The organism is Stenotrophomonas sp. Steno-C18 (assembly GCF_056393195.1).
In genome coordinates, this window is sequence record NZ_JBWJOX010000005.1 from 247,065 (window position 1) to 266,501 (window position 19,437).

The window sequence follows — 19,437 nt, forward strand, 5'->3', positions numbered from 1 at the left end:
GAAAGGAAGCCATGCATGCGCTGCACGCCACCAAGCATCCCATTGGCGATTTTATTATCCGTCATCTCCCTGCCAAGCCTCGCTGAAACAAAAACTGAAACGATCACCTACCACGACAACGCCGCCAAGTGGGTGCTGGGACAGGTGGCCAGCCGCACGGTCAACGGAGTAGTTGCTGAGCAGACGACCTTCGACACCAACACAGCCGCACCCCTGCAGTCTTGGTCATTCGGCAAACTCAAGCAGACCCTGACCTACAATGCTGACGGCACAGTGGCCACGGTGAAGGACGGCAACAACAACATCACCACGCTGGCCAGTTGGAAGCGTGGCATTCCACAATCAATCACGTACGCCGATGGCACCACGCAGTCTGCCGTCGTCAATGACAACGGCTGGATCACCCGGGTCACCGACGAGAACGGCTACGCCACCAACTACACGTATGACGCCATGGGGCGCATGGCGAGCATCACCTATCCCACTGGAGACACGGTTGCGTGGAACTCCACCACGCAGGCTTTCGTCCAGGTAAACACGGCCGAGTACGGGATTCCGGCAGGACACTGGCGTCAGACGGTAACAACCGGCAATGGTGTCAAGATCAGCTATTTCGATGCCCTGTGGCGGCCGTTGCTAGTGCGCGAGTATGACTCGGGCAACGTAACTGCCACACAGCGCTTTACGGGCTACGAGTACGATCATGAGGGACGGGTGGTGTTTACCTCGTATCCTTCGGCAGCGAGCAACCCGGATAAGGGAATCTGGACAACCTACGATGCCTTGGGGCGCACGAAGTCGGTGTCGCAGGATTCAGAGTTGGGGTTGCTGGCGACAACGACGGCTTACCTGAGCAACGCGACGGGTCCTTACACTTTGGTCACGCAACCGGGCGGGCAGCAGACGCGGACCTGGTACCAGATGTTTGATCAGCCCAGCTACGATGCGCCGGTGAAGATCACGCATCCCGAGGGGGCAGTTACTACGATTGTCCGGGATGTATTTGGCAAGCCCACGAGCATCGTGCGCGGCAATAGTGGCGGTACGGTGCAGGCCACGCGCACCTATACATACAACGCCAATCAAGAATTGTGTCGGGTGGTTGAGCCGGAAACCGGCGCCACCTTGATGGGCTATGACGCCGGAGGCAATCTCACATGGTCAGGTAGCGGATTCGGCGCTACGTCCGCCTGCCACGCCACCGGCCAGACTGCGGCCATTCTGGCGCGAACCGCAGCTCGCACTTATGACGTGCGCAACCGACTCAAGACGCTAACGTTTCCGGATGGTCGGGGAAACCAAACCTGGACCTACACCGCCGATGGTCTGCCCAACACGGTGTCTGCCGACAATGATGGTGCCAACCTAGTTACCACACAGTACACCTACAACCGTCGGCGGATGCTGACGGAGGAGCGGATGCAGTGGAACCAGATCAGTTGGCCCATTAACTACACCTATAACAGCAATGGCCATCTGAGTGTCGAGAAGTATCCCAATGGGCAGAGTGTCGCGTTTGCACCCAATGCACTCGGACAGCCCACCCAGGCGGGCACGTTTGCCACTGGGGTGAGCTACCACCCCAATGGGGCCATCAAACAGTTCACCTATGGCAATGGCATCGTCCACACGATGACGCAGAACGCCCGGCAACTACCGATTCGCAGCATGGACTGTGTAGTGGTCGGCTGCACGGCGGCCGCCGACAAACGGCTGGATCTGACCTACGGGTTTGACAAGAACGCCAATGTCAGCCAGATCACCGACAACATCGCCGGTCGTCAGAATCGCAGCATGGTGTACGACGGGCTGGACCGAGTGACGTCGACGACCTCGGCGATGTTCGGCACAGCCACCTATGCCTATGATGTTCTGGACAACCTGATACGGGTCAACGTTGCTGGAGGTAGTGCAGCCCGCAATCACTTTTACTGCTACGACACCAAGTGGCAGCTGACCAACGTCAAGACCGGCGGTTGTAGCGGCGCCAGCGTGATTGGCCTGGGCTATGACGTACAGGGCAATCTCAACAACAAGAACGGCAAGGTCTTTGACTTCGACTTCGGCAACCGCCTGCGCGGCGTCAATGGCATTGCCAGCTATGTCTACGATGCAGCGGGGCGTCGGGTTCGAGACTACACCACGGCTAGCAAGTACAGTCTTTATGCTCAAGACGGGCGATTGATGTACAGCACCGACGGCCGGCTGGGTGTCAGCACCCAGTATGTCTATCTGGGTGGCAGTCTGGTCGCATTCCGTGAGGCGGTAGGTACGGTCATCACACCGAAGTACCAGCATACCGATGCGCTGGGCAGCCCGATCACGGTGACCGGCGCAGACAAGGCGGTGCTGGAGCGAAACGAGTACGAGCCCTATGGGCAGGTGGTAAACGCAACGGCGAAGGATGGGCCTGGCTTCACGGGTCACGTACTGGATGCAGCGACCGGCATGAACTACATGCAGCAGCGCTACTACGATCCGCAGATAGGAAGGTTCCTGTCGGTGGATCCGGTGACGGCGTACAGCAACCCGGTGGGGGCGTTCAATCGGTATTGGTACGCTAACAACAATCCGTATAAGTTCACCGATCCTGATGGACGACAGTCTCGCGAAAACGCGCAGGTAGCATCCACTGGATCGCCTTTATTTGACTGGATTTTGAGTCCATCAGATGCGCGGAGCAGTCACAGTCAGATGGTGAAGGAGCAGCTCACAGCTGAACTCAGTCAACCGCATAGCGCCAAAGATATTGTGTTGTATGTCGCAATTGCGATGTCGGCTGGAACCGGCGCGGCAGGAGGGGCCGGAAGAGGAGCGGGGAGCCTAGCTTCGACAAGGGCTCGCTTGTCAAATGGTGCACTAGTGGTGCGCGGAGGCTCAGCCGAAGGAGCCAATTCAGTCGCTGGACTTACCGGGGGTACTGGCCGCCACCCTGCAGGAGTGATCGGATTCTCTGCAGAAAGTGCGAATGGAGCTTCGCTATGTCAGCTATGCGCCAACGTCAATCACAATCAAGTTGGGGTGACAACTGTCGGTCAGGTCCGAGCAGCGGGTGGTGATGTTGTTTCGACGTCGGGCGTATCGCCAACGCACGCGACGGTAACAGGGCTTAAGCCAGAAGCCGCCAATCGGCTATTTACACCTACGCAGCGGAACCCTGTTCCGAAAACTGAAAGAATAAAAAGGCCATAACGATATGGATCAGATATTCGCTGATTTCAATAACATGGACCCTGACGGTCACCTAAGACTTAATTTAACAGGAACGATTCAGGATCTGGCTGAGGCAGGACTTGCTCTAGTGGAAGGGCTATCGCTTCTCGTGAGCGATGGAGACCTTTTCGCGATGATTGTTGTAATGAGTCCGGGAAGTGAAGGCGTGTGGCGCGGAAAAATTATTGATGGCCCATGGGAAGGATCGCCAGATTGTTCTGGTCATGATCAAGAGCCTTAAACCTAGATGGAAAATTTGCGGGTTTTGTGTAAACGAGATTTGGGTTAGGGAGTCGCTCCTCAAACTGGGTCGCAAATCGGTTCAGGGCCTGCCTTCGGATTAAGTTGCCCAGGGAAGTGACGAAAGAGGAAGCCGGCTTACCACCGGCTTCCTTTTCTTACCCATCGACTAACCTGCTGATCCGCAAGGATATCCTCTCACTCGCAAGACGCATCGTTCATGCGACGCTTGCAGGCTCAAGCGATCAACGAGACCAGCCCATCCCAATGCGGCTGGTCCTCGTCCTCATCCGTGTTGACGCTTCGTCGTAAAAACAATCGTAAGTGTCGGCACTCGCTCGCCCTCCCCGACCGCCTTACGCAAAACGCCCGCTAATGAGCGGGCGTTTGTTTAATCCTTGATCGGTGAGGCGATTCCGGCTTTTACCGGCCAGCTTGCGAACGCGACGCTCTCCCAGCTGAGCTACCGCCCCACGCGGTGCTCCGGATTCTACGCGCTGCCTGCGCGTTCGCCAAGGGGCCGTCAGCACAGCAGCAAAGCTTCGCCGGTACGCCTGTCGCCCTGCGGGGGCCACATCACTCCGAGCTCCCAGCCACCCCGTCAAGACCTCCCGTCCACACAACCCGGTCTGGCAGGCACGGCACTCGGCCCTCCCTGATCCCGACACGAACGATCCGCATCCAATCGCCACCCGCACCGGCGCCCTATCTTGGCGGTAAGCCAACTTATGGAAGCCGGTTCAAATGGGTCTCCAGCTGACCAAGCTACCGATCGAGATCTATCAGCCCCGGGAGCGCCCCTATGAGATCCGGGACGCCCAGGTGCGGGGACTGACCTTGCGCATGCAGCCATCAGGCCACAAAGCGTGGATCGTCTCGTGGGCGCACGGAAGAGGCGCACCATCGGGCCGACAACTGCGATCCCGCTTGATCTGGCCCGCGCCCAAGCTACCCACGCCATCGCTGAGTACCTGCAATCGGGTCTGCCACGAATCGGACAAAGCAAATCCCGCGCCCCTACCCTGCAAGACTTCATCGATTAGCGGTATCGGGCTTGGGCTTGGGCTTGGGCGGCATTGGAGCTCAAGCGTGGCCACATGTACGCCTACCGGCTGGAGCAGGTCTTCGCTGAACATCTGGACGACCCGCTGACCGGCTTCGACACGGCTTGGGCCGACCAGTGGCTACAGCAAAGACTCTCCACGCCCACCGTTCCTGCACGGTCGCTCAACTGCTGCACATAATCTAACGTGTTTACGGGCGGCATCGTCCAAAGCCATCAGCTGGGGGCTGACCCCCACCAATTCACTGCTGGGCATGCGTATCCAGGGCGGGCAGTCCGAAAGATGGTTGTTGGATACCTGTCGCTGGACGAAGAAGCCCGCATGCGGGCCATGATGGCTGCCCAGGATCGTCACATGATTGCTGCCCGGTATCAGGCAACCCCGCGGGCTTACATTGCAAAGGGCTCATGCATGAACTGCTGGGTAACACCTGGATGCGCCATTCGACACATACAAATCCCGATACGGGGTCAATCCACGACATTACCGCCTCTGAAGTCAATCCCAGCAGGTGACTGAGCCCCCATACTTCTCCAACAAAAGCCCAGTCCAATCGTGTGTTAGATTCGAAAAATGCGACAAGCGGGGAGCGGCCGCTTGGCCAATGCCTGTTATGGTGCGGACTTCAGGCCATACATGAAGTGTTGGCATGGATTTGACTATGTACCTATGCCGAATGTTTGCCATGCAGCCATTTGTTCTCATCCAGCTCGGCAACTATCACGGACGATCACAGCATCAGCCAAAGGAGCAAGTCAATGGATCGATGGACTTGGATGGCAATATGGATGCATGCACCGGCGTTTGGACTGCTCACCGCATCAACACTGACCGCTTTCGCCATTGAAGACATGCGACAGTCAGCATTGCCCGTAGGCGCACATCAAACGACTCAATGGTTGCCACTGCTTGGTTTTGGAGTTGGAGTGCTTTGGGCGCTGATCACCCGCTACCGGTTGTGGCGCCAATATCGAGGCAAAAGCACCGACACTTGCGAATGCAACGAACTGCTGCGCTGAGAGCGCAAGGATCGACATAGCGCGCACCGAGAGTGCATCACACGCAGCGGACCGCAGTGGAGTAACACTAAACATGCCCACGGACAAAATGGACGAACCTTCCAGCTTTAGGGGATATGGATATGCAAACTGATTCCACGACTTGTTCTTTCCCGACATTACATCTGGCACCTCCCTGTCGTTCAGAGAATTTGAGCGAATCTCAGCACAACCATGCCAGGCTTGGGATCACCTATTCGAAGTGGCTAACGCGCATTTTCGCGGGATTTGCATTGATATGGATGGGCATCGGGAGTGCCCGCGCGGAGTCGTGTACGCGGACGGAGCCTTGTGATCGAGGAGTTGCATATGCGCTTGCTGCATCGAGGTCCATTGCATACGCTCAGGAATTTAATTCCGCACGCCCGGGCAATCATTTCCAGGGCGCAGCCCCCCAGACTGGCAGATCCTACTATAGATGCATCATTAAAAAGGCGACACCCGGGAGCGAAGCAGGGTGCACCCCCCAATTGGATTACTATTTCAAGAACCCTAGTGCAACCCCTCCACCATACAAACCGGAAAAAAACGCAGGAAAGCCATGCAACTGCGTCGGCGATCCAATCAACTTCGCCACAGGTAACGAATACCGAAATGATCTGGACATTGATCTTGGCCTGCTCCGATTTGAGCGTTTTTACAATAGCCATAAATCAACAAGTTCCACGCGAATCGGTTCACAGTGGCGGCATACGTATGATCGACGGGTTGGCTATTACCTAAGTAGTACAGAACCAAGCGTGGCAACTGTCTATCGCGCCGATGGGCGTTCGGTGCTATTCACCCTCCTGTCAGGGCTATGGGTTCCTGACGGCGATATTCAAGACACATTAGTGCCGACCTATGGTGCGTCCAATGCACTGCTGGGCTGGGACTTCACCATAGCGGGCTCTCGCGACGTCGAACATTACGATGCGCAAGGCCTTCTGCGGACGCTGACCTACAGCAATGGTCAACGGCTGACCTTCGAGTACAGCACGACCAGCACGCCTGCATCGGTGGCCCCGTCAGCGGGCCTATTGCTGACGGTGATCGACCCAAACGGTCGTGAGCTGAATTTCACCTATAACGCACAAGGCCGCATCGCGGTGGTGGCAACACCAGATGGTGGCATCACTCAATACACGTATAACCCAACGGGCAACCTGATCAAGGTGACGTATCCGGACTCGACCTTCCGGCAATACACCTACAACGAACAAGCCCTTACGACGAACACCAATCTCCCGAATGCCCTGACAGGTGAGATCGATGAGGCCGGCACCCGGCTGGTTGATATTGGCTACGACGCGCAGGGCCGTGCGGTCATGTCGCGCATGGCAGGCAATGTCGATGTGGTGAACGTCAGCTATGGAAGCAATGGCACCAATACCGTCACTTATCCCAGTGGCGCACAGGTGACTTACGGTTTTGCGGTACCCAACGGCTTGATGCGGGCTAATTCCGCAAGTGGCCCCTGCGGTCCGGACTGCGACAACAGGTTTGCCGCGCTGACGTTTGATGCCAATGGCTTCCCGGCAACTGCCACCGACTTCAAGGGTGCGATCACTCAATTCAGCTACGACGCCAAGGGAAGGCTTGGCTCGCAGGTTGATGCATCCGGGCAAGCCTCCCAGCGCACTACGACCACCACATGGTCGGGTGATACTCAGCTGCCACTGACCCGGACCGTCGCCGATGCGGGTAATGCCATCAAGCGCTCGGAAGCATGGGCCTACAACAGCCGGGGGCAGGTTACGGCGCGCTGTGAGATTGATCCGGCAATCGGTGCTGGCTACACCTGCGCTGCCAGCGGATCGGTCCCGACAGGGGTTCGACGCTGGACCTACACCTACTGTGACGCGGTAGACGCCACGCAGTGCCCGCTACCCGGCCTGCTACTGAGCGAGGACGGGCCGCGCACGGATGTGTCCGACGCAACCCAGTATGCGTACTACATGACCACGGATGAGTCTGGCTGCGGCACTGTAGGGGCCCCCTGCCACAAAGTGGGCGATCTGTATCAAGTCACCAATCCTGCAGGCCAACAGGTAACGAATGCCACTTACGACTACAACGGGCGGCTCGTGCGGCGCTCCGATGCCAGTGGAATGATCACCGATTACGCTTATCACGCCCGTGGTTGGTTGCTGTCCAGAACGGCTCGCGCCAGTGCTTCAGGCACTGCTGGCAGTGGTGACCGGGCTTATCAGTTCAGCTATACCCCGTTCGGCAAGATCAGCACGGTCACCAGTCCGGATGGTGTGGTGATTACGCTGGGTTATGATCTGGCGCAGCGTTTGGTCAAGGTGCAGGATGCCGGTGGCAACTACATCCAGTATTCATTGAACGGTGCTGGCAAGAAGATCCAGGAGGACACCCGCGATGCCGCCGGCATATTGAAGCATTCCTTGCAGCGGGTATTTGACCAGTTCGGGCAGGTTGAGACGCTGGCTGATTCAAACGCCAATCCGACCGACTTTTCCTATGACGCTGCTGGCAATGTCACTGGCACAACGGATGCGCAGGGTAGCATCACCACGGATACGTACGACGTGTTGAATCGTCTTACGCAGTCAATACAGGACGTAGGCGGCATAGCTGCCGGTACGCAATTCAAATATGACGCACTGGACAACCTGACCGAAGTCACCGACCCCAAGGGGCTGAAGACCACCTATGCCTACGACGGCCTGGGTCAGCTGCGAACCACTACCAGCCCGGATACGGGTACCACGCAGCGCACGTACGACGAAGCCGGAAACCTCAAGACCAGTATCGATGCGCGTGGCGTCACCACGACCTATACCTATGACGCGCTCAATCGTGCGACATCGAAGAGCTATCCCAGCCAGGGCGAGGATGTCTTCTATGTTTACGACGCCGTGCCAACCGCGTGTGCAGCAGGTGAAGGCTTTGCCATTGGACGACTCAGTTCAATGGAGGATGGCAGTGGACGCACGGACTACTGCTACAACCGCTTTGGCGACGTTGTCCGCAAGGCACAGCTAACCAACGGCAGGACCTTCGTAGTGCGTTACACGTACACCACCGGTGGCAACCTGGCCTCAGTGATCTATCCCGACGGTGCGGTGGCGGACTACGTGCGTGATGGTCAGGGCCGCATCACCGAAGTGGGCGTTACCAATGGCAGCAGCGGGCGCCAAGTATTGCTGACTGGGGCCAGCTATCTTCCATTTGGCCCCAGCACCGGCTGGCAATACGGCAACGGCCGGGCGCTGGTGCGCAGCTTCGATACCGACTATCGGCCCACCGCCGTGGTCGATAGCGATAATGACCTCAAAATCGGGCTCGGCTATGACTCGATCAGCAATATCACCGCCTTGGAGTCTGGCAACTACGCGACTAGCTTGAACTACGACAACCTGGGGCGACTGGCCGAGTTCCGGGACAGTGCAGCCAATGTAGCGATCGAGCAATACACCTATGACGCCACTGGCAACCGCTTGAGCTTTAGCAATGCAGGTGTCACGACACCGTATACCTATGAAGCGGCCAACCATCGACTGACCAGCGCGGGCAGCAGTGCGCGAACCTACGATGCAGTTGGCAATACCGTCACGGCCGCCAGTGGCGGGAAAGAGCTTGTCTACAACCAAGGCAATCGTCTGTCCCAGGTGAAACTCACCGGCATTGCGGCCCAGAACTATGCCTACAACGCTCGCGGGGAGCGTGTACAGCGGGGCTTGAATGCCGCAACCAGCGTTTACACCACCTATGATGAGGTGGGCCGGTGGCTGGGCGACTATGACTCGCTGGGCAATGCCACGCAGCAAGTGATATGGATGGACGACATGCCAGTCGGGCTGCTAGCCGGAGGCGTATTGCACTACATCGAGCCGGATCACCTGGGCACGCCGCGACTGGCGTTCAATCCGTTGCGCAATGTGCCGGTATGGACATGGGACATCAAGGGCGAAGCATTTGGCGATAGCATGCCGAATCAAGACCCGGACGGTGATAATCAGGCATTCCTGTTCGATATGCGCTTTCCGGGTCAACGCTACGATGCGGCGAGTGGGCTGAACTACAATTACTTCCGTGATTACGAGCCGAGTTCAGGGCGTTACGTGCAGTCCGATCCGATTGGGCTGGGTGGCGGGATAAGCACATATGCGTATGTGGGCGGGAGTCCCTTCGGCCGGACGGACTTTCTTGGACAGGCTCATTCTGGCCGCACAGAAAGAGTGCAGGGTGGGAATCGAACGACAGTACGAATAGATACCCCCCATGTTGAAGGGCAGCAAAGACACGCGCATGTTTGTGAGCGAGGTTGCAGAGAGATCGTGGTTAACCAAGATGGCACGGGAAGTCATGGAACGGACCCGAAGAAGCTTTCCAATCGCGCCAGAGATTTTTTGAGAAAGAGAGGGTTCAATCTAGCGATGTGCCCCTCGCTAGTTACGGATGTCGCAAAAGGAGTCGCATCAGAGAGATGCATGCAGGGTGACGACTACATGTGTCAGATATTTGTTTCAATGGGCGGCGTAATTGAGCCAGTGATTTACTAACAAGGAATTCGTCTTGAAAATTTTTGGAAAAATGGATCGGGATGTTGAGACTCCGATGCGCTTGACTGAGGCAACGCTGATGATTGACGCCGGTGAAATGCGAATGATTGCGCAGTTCTTAATGGAGTGTGCAGATGAGGCCGATCACAGTCCAGGTTGGGAACATGCACATCTGCAGGACTATCTGAAAGAGCGTAATGAACTGGGCGTTGACCTGGTTGTTTTCTTGGGTGGCAAGACGTAAACGACCGAGAGTCTGCGCTTTCGGCTTTCAGGCTACTTACCGCTACCGAGCAACGCACCCACTAGTTGTTCTACAAGACCGACGCCCAAGCTCAACCTCGCACGTTATGTCGAATGCACTGAAGTTCAAGCGATCAACGAGGCCAGCCCATGCCAATGAGGCTGGTCCTCGTCCTCATTCGCATTGGATCCCGTATCGAAGTCGAAGCTAGTGTTAGGGACTCGCTCGCCCTCCCCAACCGCCTTACGCAAAACGCCCGCTGATGAGCGGGCGTTTGTTTGATCGTTGATCGGTGATGGGATTCCGGTTTTTACCGGCCAGCTTGCGAACACGACGCTCTCCCAGCCGAGCTACCACCCCGTGCGGCGCCCTAGGTTCTACGCGCTGCCTGCGCGTTCGCCCAGGGGCGCCTCCATGACCACCGCCGCCCAATCCGCCCCAAGCCCACCACGCTTGCCTGACGACGCACGCGTCTCTGCTTCGGGGCGTCGCCTGCACCATCGCTCAATGAACACCCCAAACGTGCGACACCACCAAAGCACAGCCATCGCGGTTCGATGAAAGTCCGGGCGGCGGCCCGATGGAGGGATCGGGCCGCCGCCCATCGGAGTGACGGGCTACCCAGCAACATCACTCCGGGTTGCAGACTGCCAGCCCGGGAGTGAAGCACATGTCGGCGGCAGCTTACGGCGACAAGTCAGTCGCGCGTCGCGCGCCGGTAGTCCAGTGGCGGGGTGTCCCGCTCCAGCAATGGCAGGTACTGGAACCTGGTACCACGTCGCATATCGAATTCCTCGCGGGCCTTGCGCACGGTCTCCGGCGACTGCAACAGTTGCACGGCCGCCAGCGCCATCACCTTGGCCGCATTCAACGCGCCCTTGTCACCAATGGACATGCCCGACGCGGCCACTGCCTGCCAGCTATGCGCCGGCGTGCCGGGCACCCAGGTCGCGGTGCTCAATCCGGCCGTGGGAACATTCCAGCTCACGTCACCGACGTCGGTGGAGGCACTACCGGCCAGGTCGGCGCGGTAGGGCTGCAACTGCTGCGCGGTCTCCAGTGAAGGCTTCTTCTCCAGCGTCTGCTGCAGTTGCTGGGCGAACCGCTGTTCGGCCGCGTCGTAATGGACGCCACCCACCTGCTGGAGCGCGGCCTGCATCACCTGCCCCAGCGTGTCGTTGGGCAGCAGCGAGAACACGCCGCCGGTCTGTTCGAAACTCACCGTGGTGCCGGTACCCATCGCCGCGCCCTCGGCGGCCTTGCGCAGGCGTGCGATCACATCGCGCACCACCGCCGGATCGGTGTGGCGCACGTAGTAATAGGCTTCGGCCGCGTCCGGCACCACGTTGGGAGCCGCGCCACCGTTGCTGATCACGTAGTGGATGCGCGTACGGTCCGGCACGTGCTCGCGCATCAGGTTGGCCATGTAGTTGAACGCTTCCACGCCATCCAACGCGGAGCGACCACGCTCCGGCGCGATGGCGGCATGCGCGGCAATGCCACTGAAACGGAACTTGCCGCTGATGTTGGCCAAGGTAGTGCCCTGCGCGGCGGAGTTGTCGGCCGACGGGTGCCAATGCAGCACCACATCCACATCGTCAAACAGGCCGGCCTTGGTCATGTAGACCTTGCCCGACCCGCCCTCCTCCGCCGGCGTGCCATACAGCCGCACTTCGCCGTCGCGCCCGGTGACCTCCAGCCACTGCGCGATGGCGCGCGCCGCGCCCACCGACGCCGCACCGAAGAGGTTGTGCCCGCAGGCCTGGCCCGCGTCCTGGCCGGCAATGGCGCTGCGCACCGGCTCGGCGGCCTGGGCCATGCCGGGCAAGGCATCCATTTCAGCCAACAGTGCAATCACCGGACCCTTGCCGCGCGTGCCGTAGGACGCCACGAACGCGGTGGGCATGCCGGCGACACCTGCCTTGACCTGGAAACCAGCCTCGCGCAGCTCCCGTTGCAACAATGCCGAGGAGGCGGTCTCCAGATACCCCAGCTCCGGCTGCTGCCACAATGCATGCCCCACGTCGGCCTGGCGCTTGGCGTAGGCATCGAGCGTGGCTAGGACATCCGGCGTAACCGCCCACGCCGCAGGTGCGGGCAGCAGGCTGCACAACAGGGCGACACGCAACAGGGAGCGCTTCATCGGCAGGCACCGGTGCATCAGTAGAAAGTCACGTTGTCGATCTCGAACCAGACCTTGCTGCCCGGCGCACCACCGGCGGAGAACACCAGTTGCTGCAGGTCGTCCCCTTTCCACTGCGCGATGGGTGCAGTGGCGCGATATGGTGGCTGGCCCTGCAGGGCACTGAATGGCACCTCGACCGTGCGCCATTGCGATTGGGCCTGCAACGGCGCGATGAAGCGGCGGTTGCCCAGCGCCCGCACCTCCAGGCGAAGTTCCGGTGACGAGCCGCGCAACTCGAAGCGCACGCCGTGATAGGCGCGCGCGTCCACCGGCGCCACCGAGCCGCGACTCAGCGGCAGGATCACCGCGGCGAACGCCGTGTCCTTGCTGGACAGCTTGGCCTGCGTGGCCAGCGCATTGCCGCCGGTCTCGCGCGCCACCACTTCGGTGACCTGCACGGTACGGTCGTTGCCACCGTCGGCCTCGTCCACGCGCAGGGTATCCAGCGCGGTACGGCCGTCGGCGCGCTCGAAGTCATCGACCAGTGCCGCCACCGGCTGCGCCGGCAATGCCAACGCCCGGTTGCCAGCCGGCAAAATGCTCCCCTTGCCGTGCACCTGGCGCCCGGCCACGTAGACCTGCTCGGTATTGCGGATGTCGCTGATGCGTTGCCACGGCTGGCCCTTGACCAGCAACAGGTCTGCGCGCTTGCCGACCTCGATGGTGCCGCGATCGGCCACGCCCAGCGCCCGGGCGCTCCGGGCGGTGCCGGCCAGCAGCGCCTCGGCCGGCGCTAGGCCGGCATCCACCAGCAACTCCAGTTCACGCAGCGTGGAGACACCATGCGGCGTGCCGGTCATGCCGGCATCGGTCCCCACCACCACCGGGATGCCCGCGTCATGCAAGGTCTTGACGTTGTGCAGGGCATTGGCGAAGTTCTGCTCGCGCTGGCGCAGCACGTCCGGCTTGGCACCGGTACGGCCGCTGCCATCCACCCGCTCCGGTAGGTACACCGCCAGCGACGGCGCATAGGCGGTGCCATGCGTGCGCATCAGTTCGATCAGTTCCTGGTCGACCGGGCCGTCCTGCACGCTGTGCGCGATCACGTCCACGCCGGCGCGCGCGGCGCTCTTGCCGCGCTTGACCATCACCGTATGGGTGAACACCTTCAGGCCGTTCTTGTGCGCCTCGTCGACCAGCGCAGCGAGGGTTTCCTCGTCCATGCTGCTGTTGTCGGCGGCATTGGAGTAGCGCCAGCCATCGGTGAAGGCCTTGATGAAATCGGGCTTGTAAGCGGCCACCGCGCGGACACCGGCGCGCGCGGACTCGGGTGAATTGACCCAGCGCGTGGTGTTCTCGTCGCCCCAGTCGGCACCGTGTCCCAGCGGCGTGCTCATGCGCGCGGCGAACTTCACGTCCGGCGCGGCGATCGAGGACAGCCACTGCCGGCGCGGTGCATACGCCTCCGGCGGTTCGTGGAAATCACTGACCGTGGTCACGCCCGCGGCCATGTACAGATTGGCCACCTGCGGCAGCTCCGACGGCACCACGTTCGGCGTCCAGTGCGTATGCAGGTCGAACAGCCCCGGCAACAACGCCTGACCACGCGCATTGACCGTGCGTGCCCCCTTGGGCGCCTGCAGCGCGTCGCCGATGGCGGCAATCCGCCCGTCCTCGACCAGCACGCTGGCCGGATACGCGGCCCGGCCGGTGCCGTCGAACACCATCGCGTCGCGGATCAGCAACGCCTGCGTCTCACTGGCCATGGCCACCACGGTCGCCTGGCCACTGCCCAGCAGCAACGCGGTCGCCAGCGCCAGCAGGCGGGCGCGTCGTTTCTCGTTATGCATGCTCAACCCCATTTCATTGCATGGACCGCGCCATGTGCGGCGCGGCGTCCGGCGAACGCAGGCGGACCTCGTTGCCCCGTTGTTCCACCACCAATCCCAGGCTCAGCGCCACGCTGCGCGCGAAGCCCAGCGGGTCACTGGCCGAGTACAGGCCGACGATGCGGCGGCTGCCCACCAGCGGGTCGTCGATGACGATGCGGGTGTCGCTGTAGCGCAGGAACTGCGCCGCCGCCACCGACAGCGTGTCGCCGTTGAACGACAACATGCCCTCGCGCCAGGCCAGCTGCTGCTGCAGGTCGTCACTGGGCACCGGTTCGATGCGGATGCCATGGCTGCGGTTGGCCAGCGCGCGGTAGTTGGCCACCAGCCGCGTCGGCGCGACCACGCCCTGCACGTCGGTGACATCGACGATGCCTTCGCGCACCAGCACCTCCACCCCGCCGCTGCGGCGTTCGGTAAGGCTGACCGCGAAGCTGGTCCCCACCGCGGTCACGTCGGTCTCCTCGGCACGCACCACGAACGGACGCCCGGGGTTCTTGGCCACGTCGAACAACGCCTCGCCCTGCAGCAGGCGGATGTCGCGGCGGGTATCGCTGTAGCTCACCCGCACCTGTGAATCCGAATCCAGCGTGATCGCCGAGCCGTCCTGCAGCGGCACCCGCAGGATTTCGCCCTTGCGCGTGGCGTAGTACTCGGCGCCGTCGTCCTGGCGTTGCACGCCGATGGCCAGCACGCTGACCACCGCGGCCAACCCCACCGCCCAGCGCAGCATCCGTCGCGCCGGCCTGGCCGGCACGTTCGCGGTGAAGGCGCGGTCCATCGCACCGGCCGACAATGCCCGGGCGCGGTCGGTGCGCGCCAGCACCGCCTGTGCCCGCGCATAGGCGCCGAAATGGCGCGTGTCGGCCTCCAGCCAGGCATCAAGGCGGGCCGTCTCCTCTGCCGTCAGCGGCGCGCGGTCTTCCCGCGCCACCCATGCTGCGGCGATGTCATCAATCCCGTTAACGTCTGCGCGCATGCCATGTTTCTCCTGCGGCGGGCTGGTCCGTACCCGTCTCCGTCCTGTCGCCGTCGCGCTTCATTGCATCCATCAATAGCCGAATGCCTTTGCAGATGTGTTTCTCCACCGTGTTCTCGCTGATCTGCATCCGCTGCGCGATCTCGCGTTGCGAATAGCCTTCCACCCGGCGCAGTACGAACGCCTCGCGGCATTTGGCCGGTAGGCTGTCGATCAACGCGCCGATCCGCGCCAGCTCCTGCCGCGAGGAGGCGGTGCGCTCGGGGCTGGCTTCCTCGGGCAATACCGCCACCCGGTCGATCTCGGCCACCGCTTCGATCGACACCACCTGCGCACGCCGCAGCTGCTGCAGCACCACCGATTGCGCCACCGTGTAGACGTACGCGCGCGGCTGGCGCACGTGCGTCACATCGGCCATCGCCGCCAGGATCGCGTAGGTCTCCTGGATCACATCGTCCACGTCCTGGCGCACCGACAATCGTCGCTGCAGCCAGTCACGCAGGCCGGGCTCGTGCGGCAGCACGTGCTCGGCCAACCACAAGGCACGCTGTCTTGCCTGCGCTGCGCTCATTGCTTCTCCAGCGGGACGCCTGGCCACTGCCGGACGCCCGCACCTGCCACGATGGCCTTCATCAGAACGCCTTGCTGACGTTGACGTACCAGTAGCGCGGATACGCCTGGTACACCGCCGAGGAATAGCCGTAGGTGTCATCGGACACCGGCGGGCGCTTGTTGGCCAGGTTGTTGGCACCGACCTTCACCGCCAACCCGTTGAGCCAGCCTTCGCGCTCGAACTCGTACTTGACGAAGGCATTGGCCAACGTCTGCGACTTCACCGTCCACGGGGTGCCGTCGGCCAGGGTCAGGCCATTCTCCACGTAGGAACTGGAGTAACGCGCGGTGGCACCCACCGACAGCTGCTGGTAACGCCAGGTCAGCGTGCCGGCCCACTTCCACTCCGGGTTGCCGCCGTTGCCGATCAGGTCGCCACCGCCGGTGATGCGGATCGACGGGTCGACCAAGCCGGTGGCCTTGGCGTCTTCCAGCGCCTGCAGCGCCGGCGAACGCTGGCGGTAGAACTCGATCAGGTGGGTGCCGGTGACCGACAGGTCGAAACGACCGATGCGGGTTTCCGGTGAGTTCCAGCTGAAGTTGTAGTCCACGCCACGCAGGGTCTGCGGCTCCAGGTTGACGTACTGGTCGGTGACGTACAGCACCTTGCCCGCGGCAGCCAGGCCGGTACCGGCGAAGCGCGCGATGTCATCGGCGGTCGGGTCGGCACGCACCACGGCGGCGTTGCTGCCGCCCTGCTGGCGCAGGATGTAGTCCAGGATCAGTGCGTTGCCTTCGCCGAACAGGCCGATGATGCCTTCCTGCTCGTACTTGTAGTAATCCACCGCGAAGGTGAAGCGGCCGTAGTCCTCCGGGATGAAGCGCGGCTGGAACACGATGCCGGCACTGGTATTGGTGGAGGTTTCCGGCTTGAGGTCCGGGTTGCCCGAGCGGCGTGCGGTGGTGGAATAGGTGTAGCCGCCGCAGCCGTTGATCGATGCCTGCGCACCGGTGCGCACGTCGGCCTCGCACTGGATGTAGTCGGTGCGGTTGTTCGAACGGCTCACCACCGTGGCATTGATCTGCTCCAGGTTCGGGGCGCGGAAGCCCTTGGCCCAGGAGCCGCGCAGGGTCAGCCCGTCGAACATCTGCCAGCCCAGCGCCAGCTTGGGCTTGGCGACGTTGCCGAAGTCGTTGTAACGCTCGGCGCGGCCGGCAACCTGCAGGTCCAGCGAACGCACCAGCGGCACGTTCATCTCCGGCGAGACCAGCGGCACCGACAGCTCGGCGAACAGGCCGGCCACGGTACGCGAGCCGTAGGTGTCCGGGGTCGGGCTGACACCGTACATGTCGCTCGGGTAGGCAACGCCGGTGATCATGTCGGTGAAGGTCACCGAGCCATCGACGCGCGCGTCGCGGTCATCGCGCTGGGTTTCGTGACGGATCTCGAAACCGGCAGCCATGCCGACATCGCCGGCCCAGGTCTTGAACAGGTCCGGGCGCGAGACCTTGAAGTCCCACAGGAACAGCTCGGTCTGGCTCTGCCGCTTGGCCTTGTAGAAGAACTGGTCCAGCTTGTCCCAGTCGTTGCAGCCACCACAGAACGGGTTGTAGGCCGAGGCGGTCGGGTTGGCCAGCGCCTGCTGGAACAACGACATGCTCACCGCGTCCTGGGTGTCCTTGACCTTGGCCTTGGAATACAGCGCCGCGCTTTCCCAGTCGAAGCCGTAATGGAAGCCACGCAGGCCGGCCAGCGCGCGCACCTGGGTGTTGTTGACCTCGATGCGGGTCGGCCGCTCGAAGCGGTAGCTGGTGATCGTCACCGGCACGCCATCCGGGCCGATGTTCAACCCCTGCAGGCGGTTCGGGTTGAGCGAGCCATCGGGCAGGTACATCGCGCCGAACGGGTTCCAGTAGTTGCTGGCGGCCACGGTCATCGGCAAGGCGGTGATGGTGTTCACGCCGCTCTGCAGGCTGTAGGCACGCGAGTCGTACAGGCCGGCTTCGCTGAAGAACGAAATGCCGTTCTCGAAATCATGCTTGCCGGTGACGAACAGATTCAGCCGGCGCACGTCCGGGGTGATCGACAGCGGGTACTGCGACTGCTGGTTGTCGCGCAGGTTGGCATCGGCGCCGGAGGTCGCCTTGCTGCCGGACTGCACGCACAGCCCGTCGCCGATGGTCGCCGCACAGCCGCTGTTGGCGGTCGGCTGCACGTGGAAGGCACCGGCCGCCGTGGTCAACCAGGTGCCATTGCGCGAGATGCGCGGGCCGCTGGCGGTGAAGTTGCCCCACGGGCTGTTGGTATTGCGGTTGTCCACCCCGGCCAGGCCTTCGAACGGCGTGCCAGCGAAGTCATCGGCCCGGTTGCCGTTCTTGGTCCAGCCCTGGTCCAGCGAGTTCAGGCCGGTGGTGTTGTAGTAGTTGAAGGCGATAGTGATGTTGGAGCGCAGGTCCTCGGAGTTCTTGCCCCACATGCCGTTGACGCCGACATCACTCAGGTTCGTGCCTTCGCCGAAGCCCTTCTGCACGCTGATGGTGCCGCCGTCCATATCGTCGCGGAGCACGTTGTTGACCACACCGGCCACCGCGTCGGTGCCATAGATCGCGGCCGCACCGTCCAGCAGCACTTCCACCCGGCGCAGGTTGGACACCGGCACCGCATTGGCGTTGTACGTCAGCACCGGCACCAGGTTGCCGTCGGCCTGGCTCATCGGGTGCACCACGGTGCGGCGGCCATTGATCAGCAGCAGCGTGTTGCCCACGCCCAAGCCGCGCAGGTTGACCGAGGCGATGTCACCACGCGCGTAGTTGGAGCTGTTGCCGCCGTTGGTACCGCTGAAGGAGACATCACCCATCTGCGGGATCGAGCGGTACAGGTCGTCACCGGAGACCGCGCCGGTGGCCTCGATCTGTTCGGTCTGCAGCGTGGTCACCGGCAGGATGGCGGCCGACTTGCTGCCCTTGATCTGGCTGCCGACCACGGTGATCTGGTCCAGCGTGTTCACGTTCGCATTGGATTGCGCCGGCTCGGCTTCGGCGGCGACCGGCTCGACCTGGCTCGACTGCGCCATCGACATCGCGCCCAGCCCCCCCAGCGACGCCAGCATCGGCGTGGCCGCGCGCAGGGTGATCGTGCGGCCATCATCGGAGGCCACGGTCAGTCCGGTGCCGTCGAGCAGGCGGTTCAAGGCCTGCCGGGTATCCATCTGCCCCTTCAGTTCCCCCACCGCGATTCGCCCCTGCTTGCCTGAATGGGCCGGGGCGATGATCTGGATGCCCGCCTGACGGGCGAATTCGGGTAGTACGTCCTCGATGTTGCCGGCATCGATATCGAATTGCGGTGGCGCGGCGAACGCCGGGGAAGCGGCACACAGCACCGCCAGAGTCAGACCGCCGCGGATTGCGCTGGCCAGCGGCAACAACTTGAATGAACGCATGAATGAACCCCCAGAAAGTGACGCGGAAGACGGCAGCCGTCAGGCCCCTGCATGTGTTGATGCACCAGGAGCCGGGTTCCGCCATCCCCCGCCGCGATTGTCGCCCGTGTTTGCCACCCCGT

The 19,437-nt window shown here is 61.8% G+C and carries 10 protein-coding genes; 5 read left to right on the plus strand and 5 right to left on the minus strand.

Translation table 11 applies throughout. The features are described from left to right. The first annotated feature begins 15 nt into the window (after window positions 1-15). From AC06FE_RS12525 to AC06FE_RS12545, 5 genes are all read left to right on the plus strand, one after another. Entirely contained in the window at window positions 16-3,192 is a 3,177-nt protein-coding gene (locus AC06FE_RS12525; protein WP_478073198.1) for an RHS repeat domain-containing protein, read from the plus strand. 4 nt (window positions 3,193-3,196) lie between these two features. Continuing rightward, window positions 3,197-3,454, plus strand: coding sequence for a hypothetical protein (locus AC06FE_RS12530; RefSeq protein WP_478073199.1), 258 nt, complete (start codon window positions 3,197-3,199; stop codon window positions 3,452-3,454). Between the two features lie 1,821 nt (window positions 3,455-5,275). Beyond that, window positions 5,276-5,536, plus strand: a complete 261-nt coding sequence (locus AC06FE_RS12535) for a hypothetical protein (protein WP_478073200.1) — start codon at window positions 5,276-5,278, stop codon at window positions 5,534-5,536. Between the two features lie 509 nt (window positions 5,537-6,045). Next, window positions 6,046-10,086, plus strand: coding sequence for an RHS repeat-associated core domain-containing protein (locus tag AC06FE_RS12540; protein WP_478073201.1), 4,041 nt, complete (start codon window positions 6,046-6,048; stop codon window positions 10,084-10,086). 13 nt (window positions 10,087-10,099) lie between these two features. Further along, the gene (locus tag AC06FE_RS12545) at window positions 10,100-10,330 is read left to right on the plus strand and encodes a hypothetical protein (protein WP_478073202.1); all 231 of its coding nucleotides are present in this window, start codon (window positions 10,100-10,102) and stop codon (window positions 10,328-10,330) included. A gap of 697 nt (window positions 10,331-11,027) precedes the next feature. Here the strand turns inward: AC06FE_RS12545 and AC06FE_RS12550 are convergent. The 5 genes from AC06FE_RS12550 to AC06FE_RS12570 all read right to left on the minus strand — a co-directional run bounded on the left by AC06FE_RS12550 (window position 11,028) and on the right by AC06FE_RS12570 (window position 19,315). After that, complete coding sequence (locus AC06FE_RS12550) at window positions 11,028-12,473, minus strand: amidohydrolase (RefSeq protein ID WP_478073203.1); 1,446 nt, start codon at window positions 12,471-12,473, stop codon at window positions 11,028-11,030. A gap of 17 nt (window positions 12,474-12,490) precedes the next feature. Beyond that, window positions 12,491-14,305 carry an amidohydrolase family protein gene (locus AC06FE_RS12555; RefSeq protein WP_478073204.1) on the minus strand — a complete coding sequence of 605 codons (1,815 nt, stop codon included), beginning with the start codon at window positions 14,303-14,305 and terminating at the stop codon, window positions 12,491-12,493. A 13-nt stretch (window positions 14,306-14,318) separates the two neighbouring features. Then, window positions 14,319-15,323, minus strand: coding sequence for a FecR family protein (locus tag AC06FE_RS12560; RefSeq protein WP_478073205.1), 1,005 nt, complete (start codon window positions 15,321-15,323; stop codon window positions 14,319-14,321). Then, window positions 15,307-15,894, minus strand: coding sequence for an RNA polymerase sigma factor (locus AC06FE_RS12565; protein ID WP_192286109.1), 588 nt, complete (start codon window positions 15,892-15,894; stop codon window positions 15,307-15,309). The genes AC06FE_RS12560 and AC06FE_RS12565 overlap by 17 nt, the downstream gene beginning before the upstream one ends. A 61-nt stretch (window positions 15,895-15,955) precedes the next feature. Next, the gene (locus AC06FE_RS12570) at window positions 15,956-19,315 is read right to left on the minus strand and encodes a TonB-dependent receptor (protein ID WP_478073206.1); all 3,360 of its coding nucleotides are present in this window, start codon (window positions 19,313-19,315) and stop codon (window positions 15,956-15,958) included. Between the last annotated feature and the right edge of the window lie 122 nt (window positions 19,316-19,437).

What these genes read in the sequence shown, in the direction of transcription:
- AC06FE_RS12570 (WP_478073206.1), bottom strand. Translation starts at nt 19,315, where the DNA reads ATGCGTTCATTCAAGTTGTTGCCGCTGGCCAGCGCAATCCGCGGCGGT.
- AC06FE_RS12560 (WP_478073205.1), bottom strand. Translation starts at nt 15,323, where the DNA reads ATGCGCGCAGACGTTAACGGGATTGATGACATCGCCGCAGCATGGGTG.
- AC06FE_RS12530 (WP_478073199.1), top strand. Translation starts at nt 3,197, where the DNA reads ATGGATCAGATATTCGCTGATTTCAATAACATGGACCCTGACGGTCAC.
- AC06FE_RS12565 (WP_192286109.1), bottom strand. Translation starts at nt 15,894, where the DNA reads ATGAGCGCAGCGCAGGCAAGACAGCGTGCCTTGTGGTTGGCCGAGCAC.
- AC06FE_RS12555 (WP_478073204.1), bottom strand. Translation starts at nt 14,305, where the DNA reads ATGCATAACGAGAAACGACGCGCCCGCCTGCTGGCGCTGGCGACCGCG.
- AC06FE_RS12525 (WP_478073198.1), top strand. Translation starts at nt 16, where the DNA reads ATGCGCTGCACGCCACCAAGCATCCCATTGGCGATTTTATTATCCGTC.
- AC06FE_RS12550 (WP_478073203.1), bottom strand. Translation starts at nt 12,473, where the DNA reads ATGAAGCGCTCCCTGTTGCGTGTCGCCCTGTTGTGCAGCCTGCTGCCC.
- AC06FE_RS12535 (WP_478073200.1), top strand. Translation starts at nt 5,276, where the DNA reads ATGGATCGATGGACTTGGATGGCAATATGGATGCATGCACCGGCGTTT.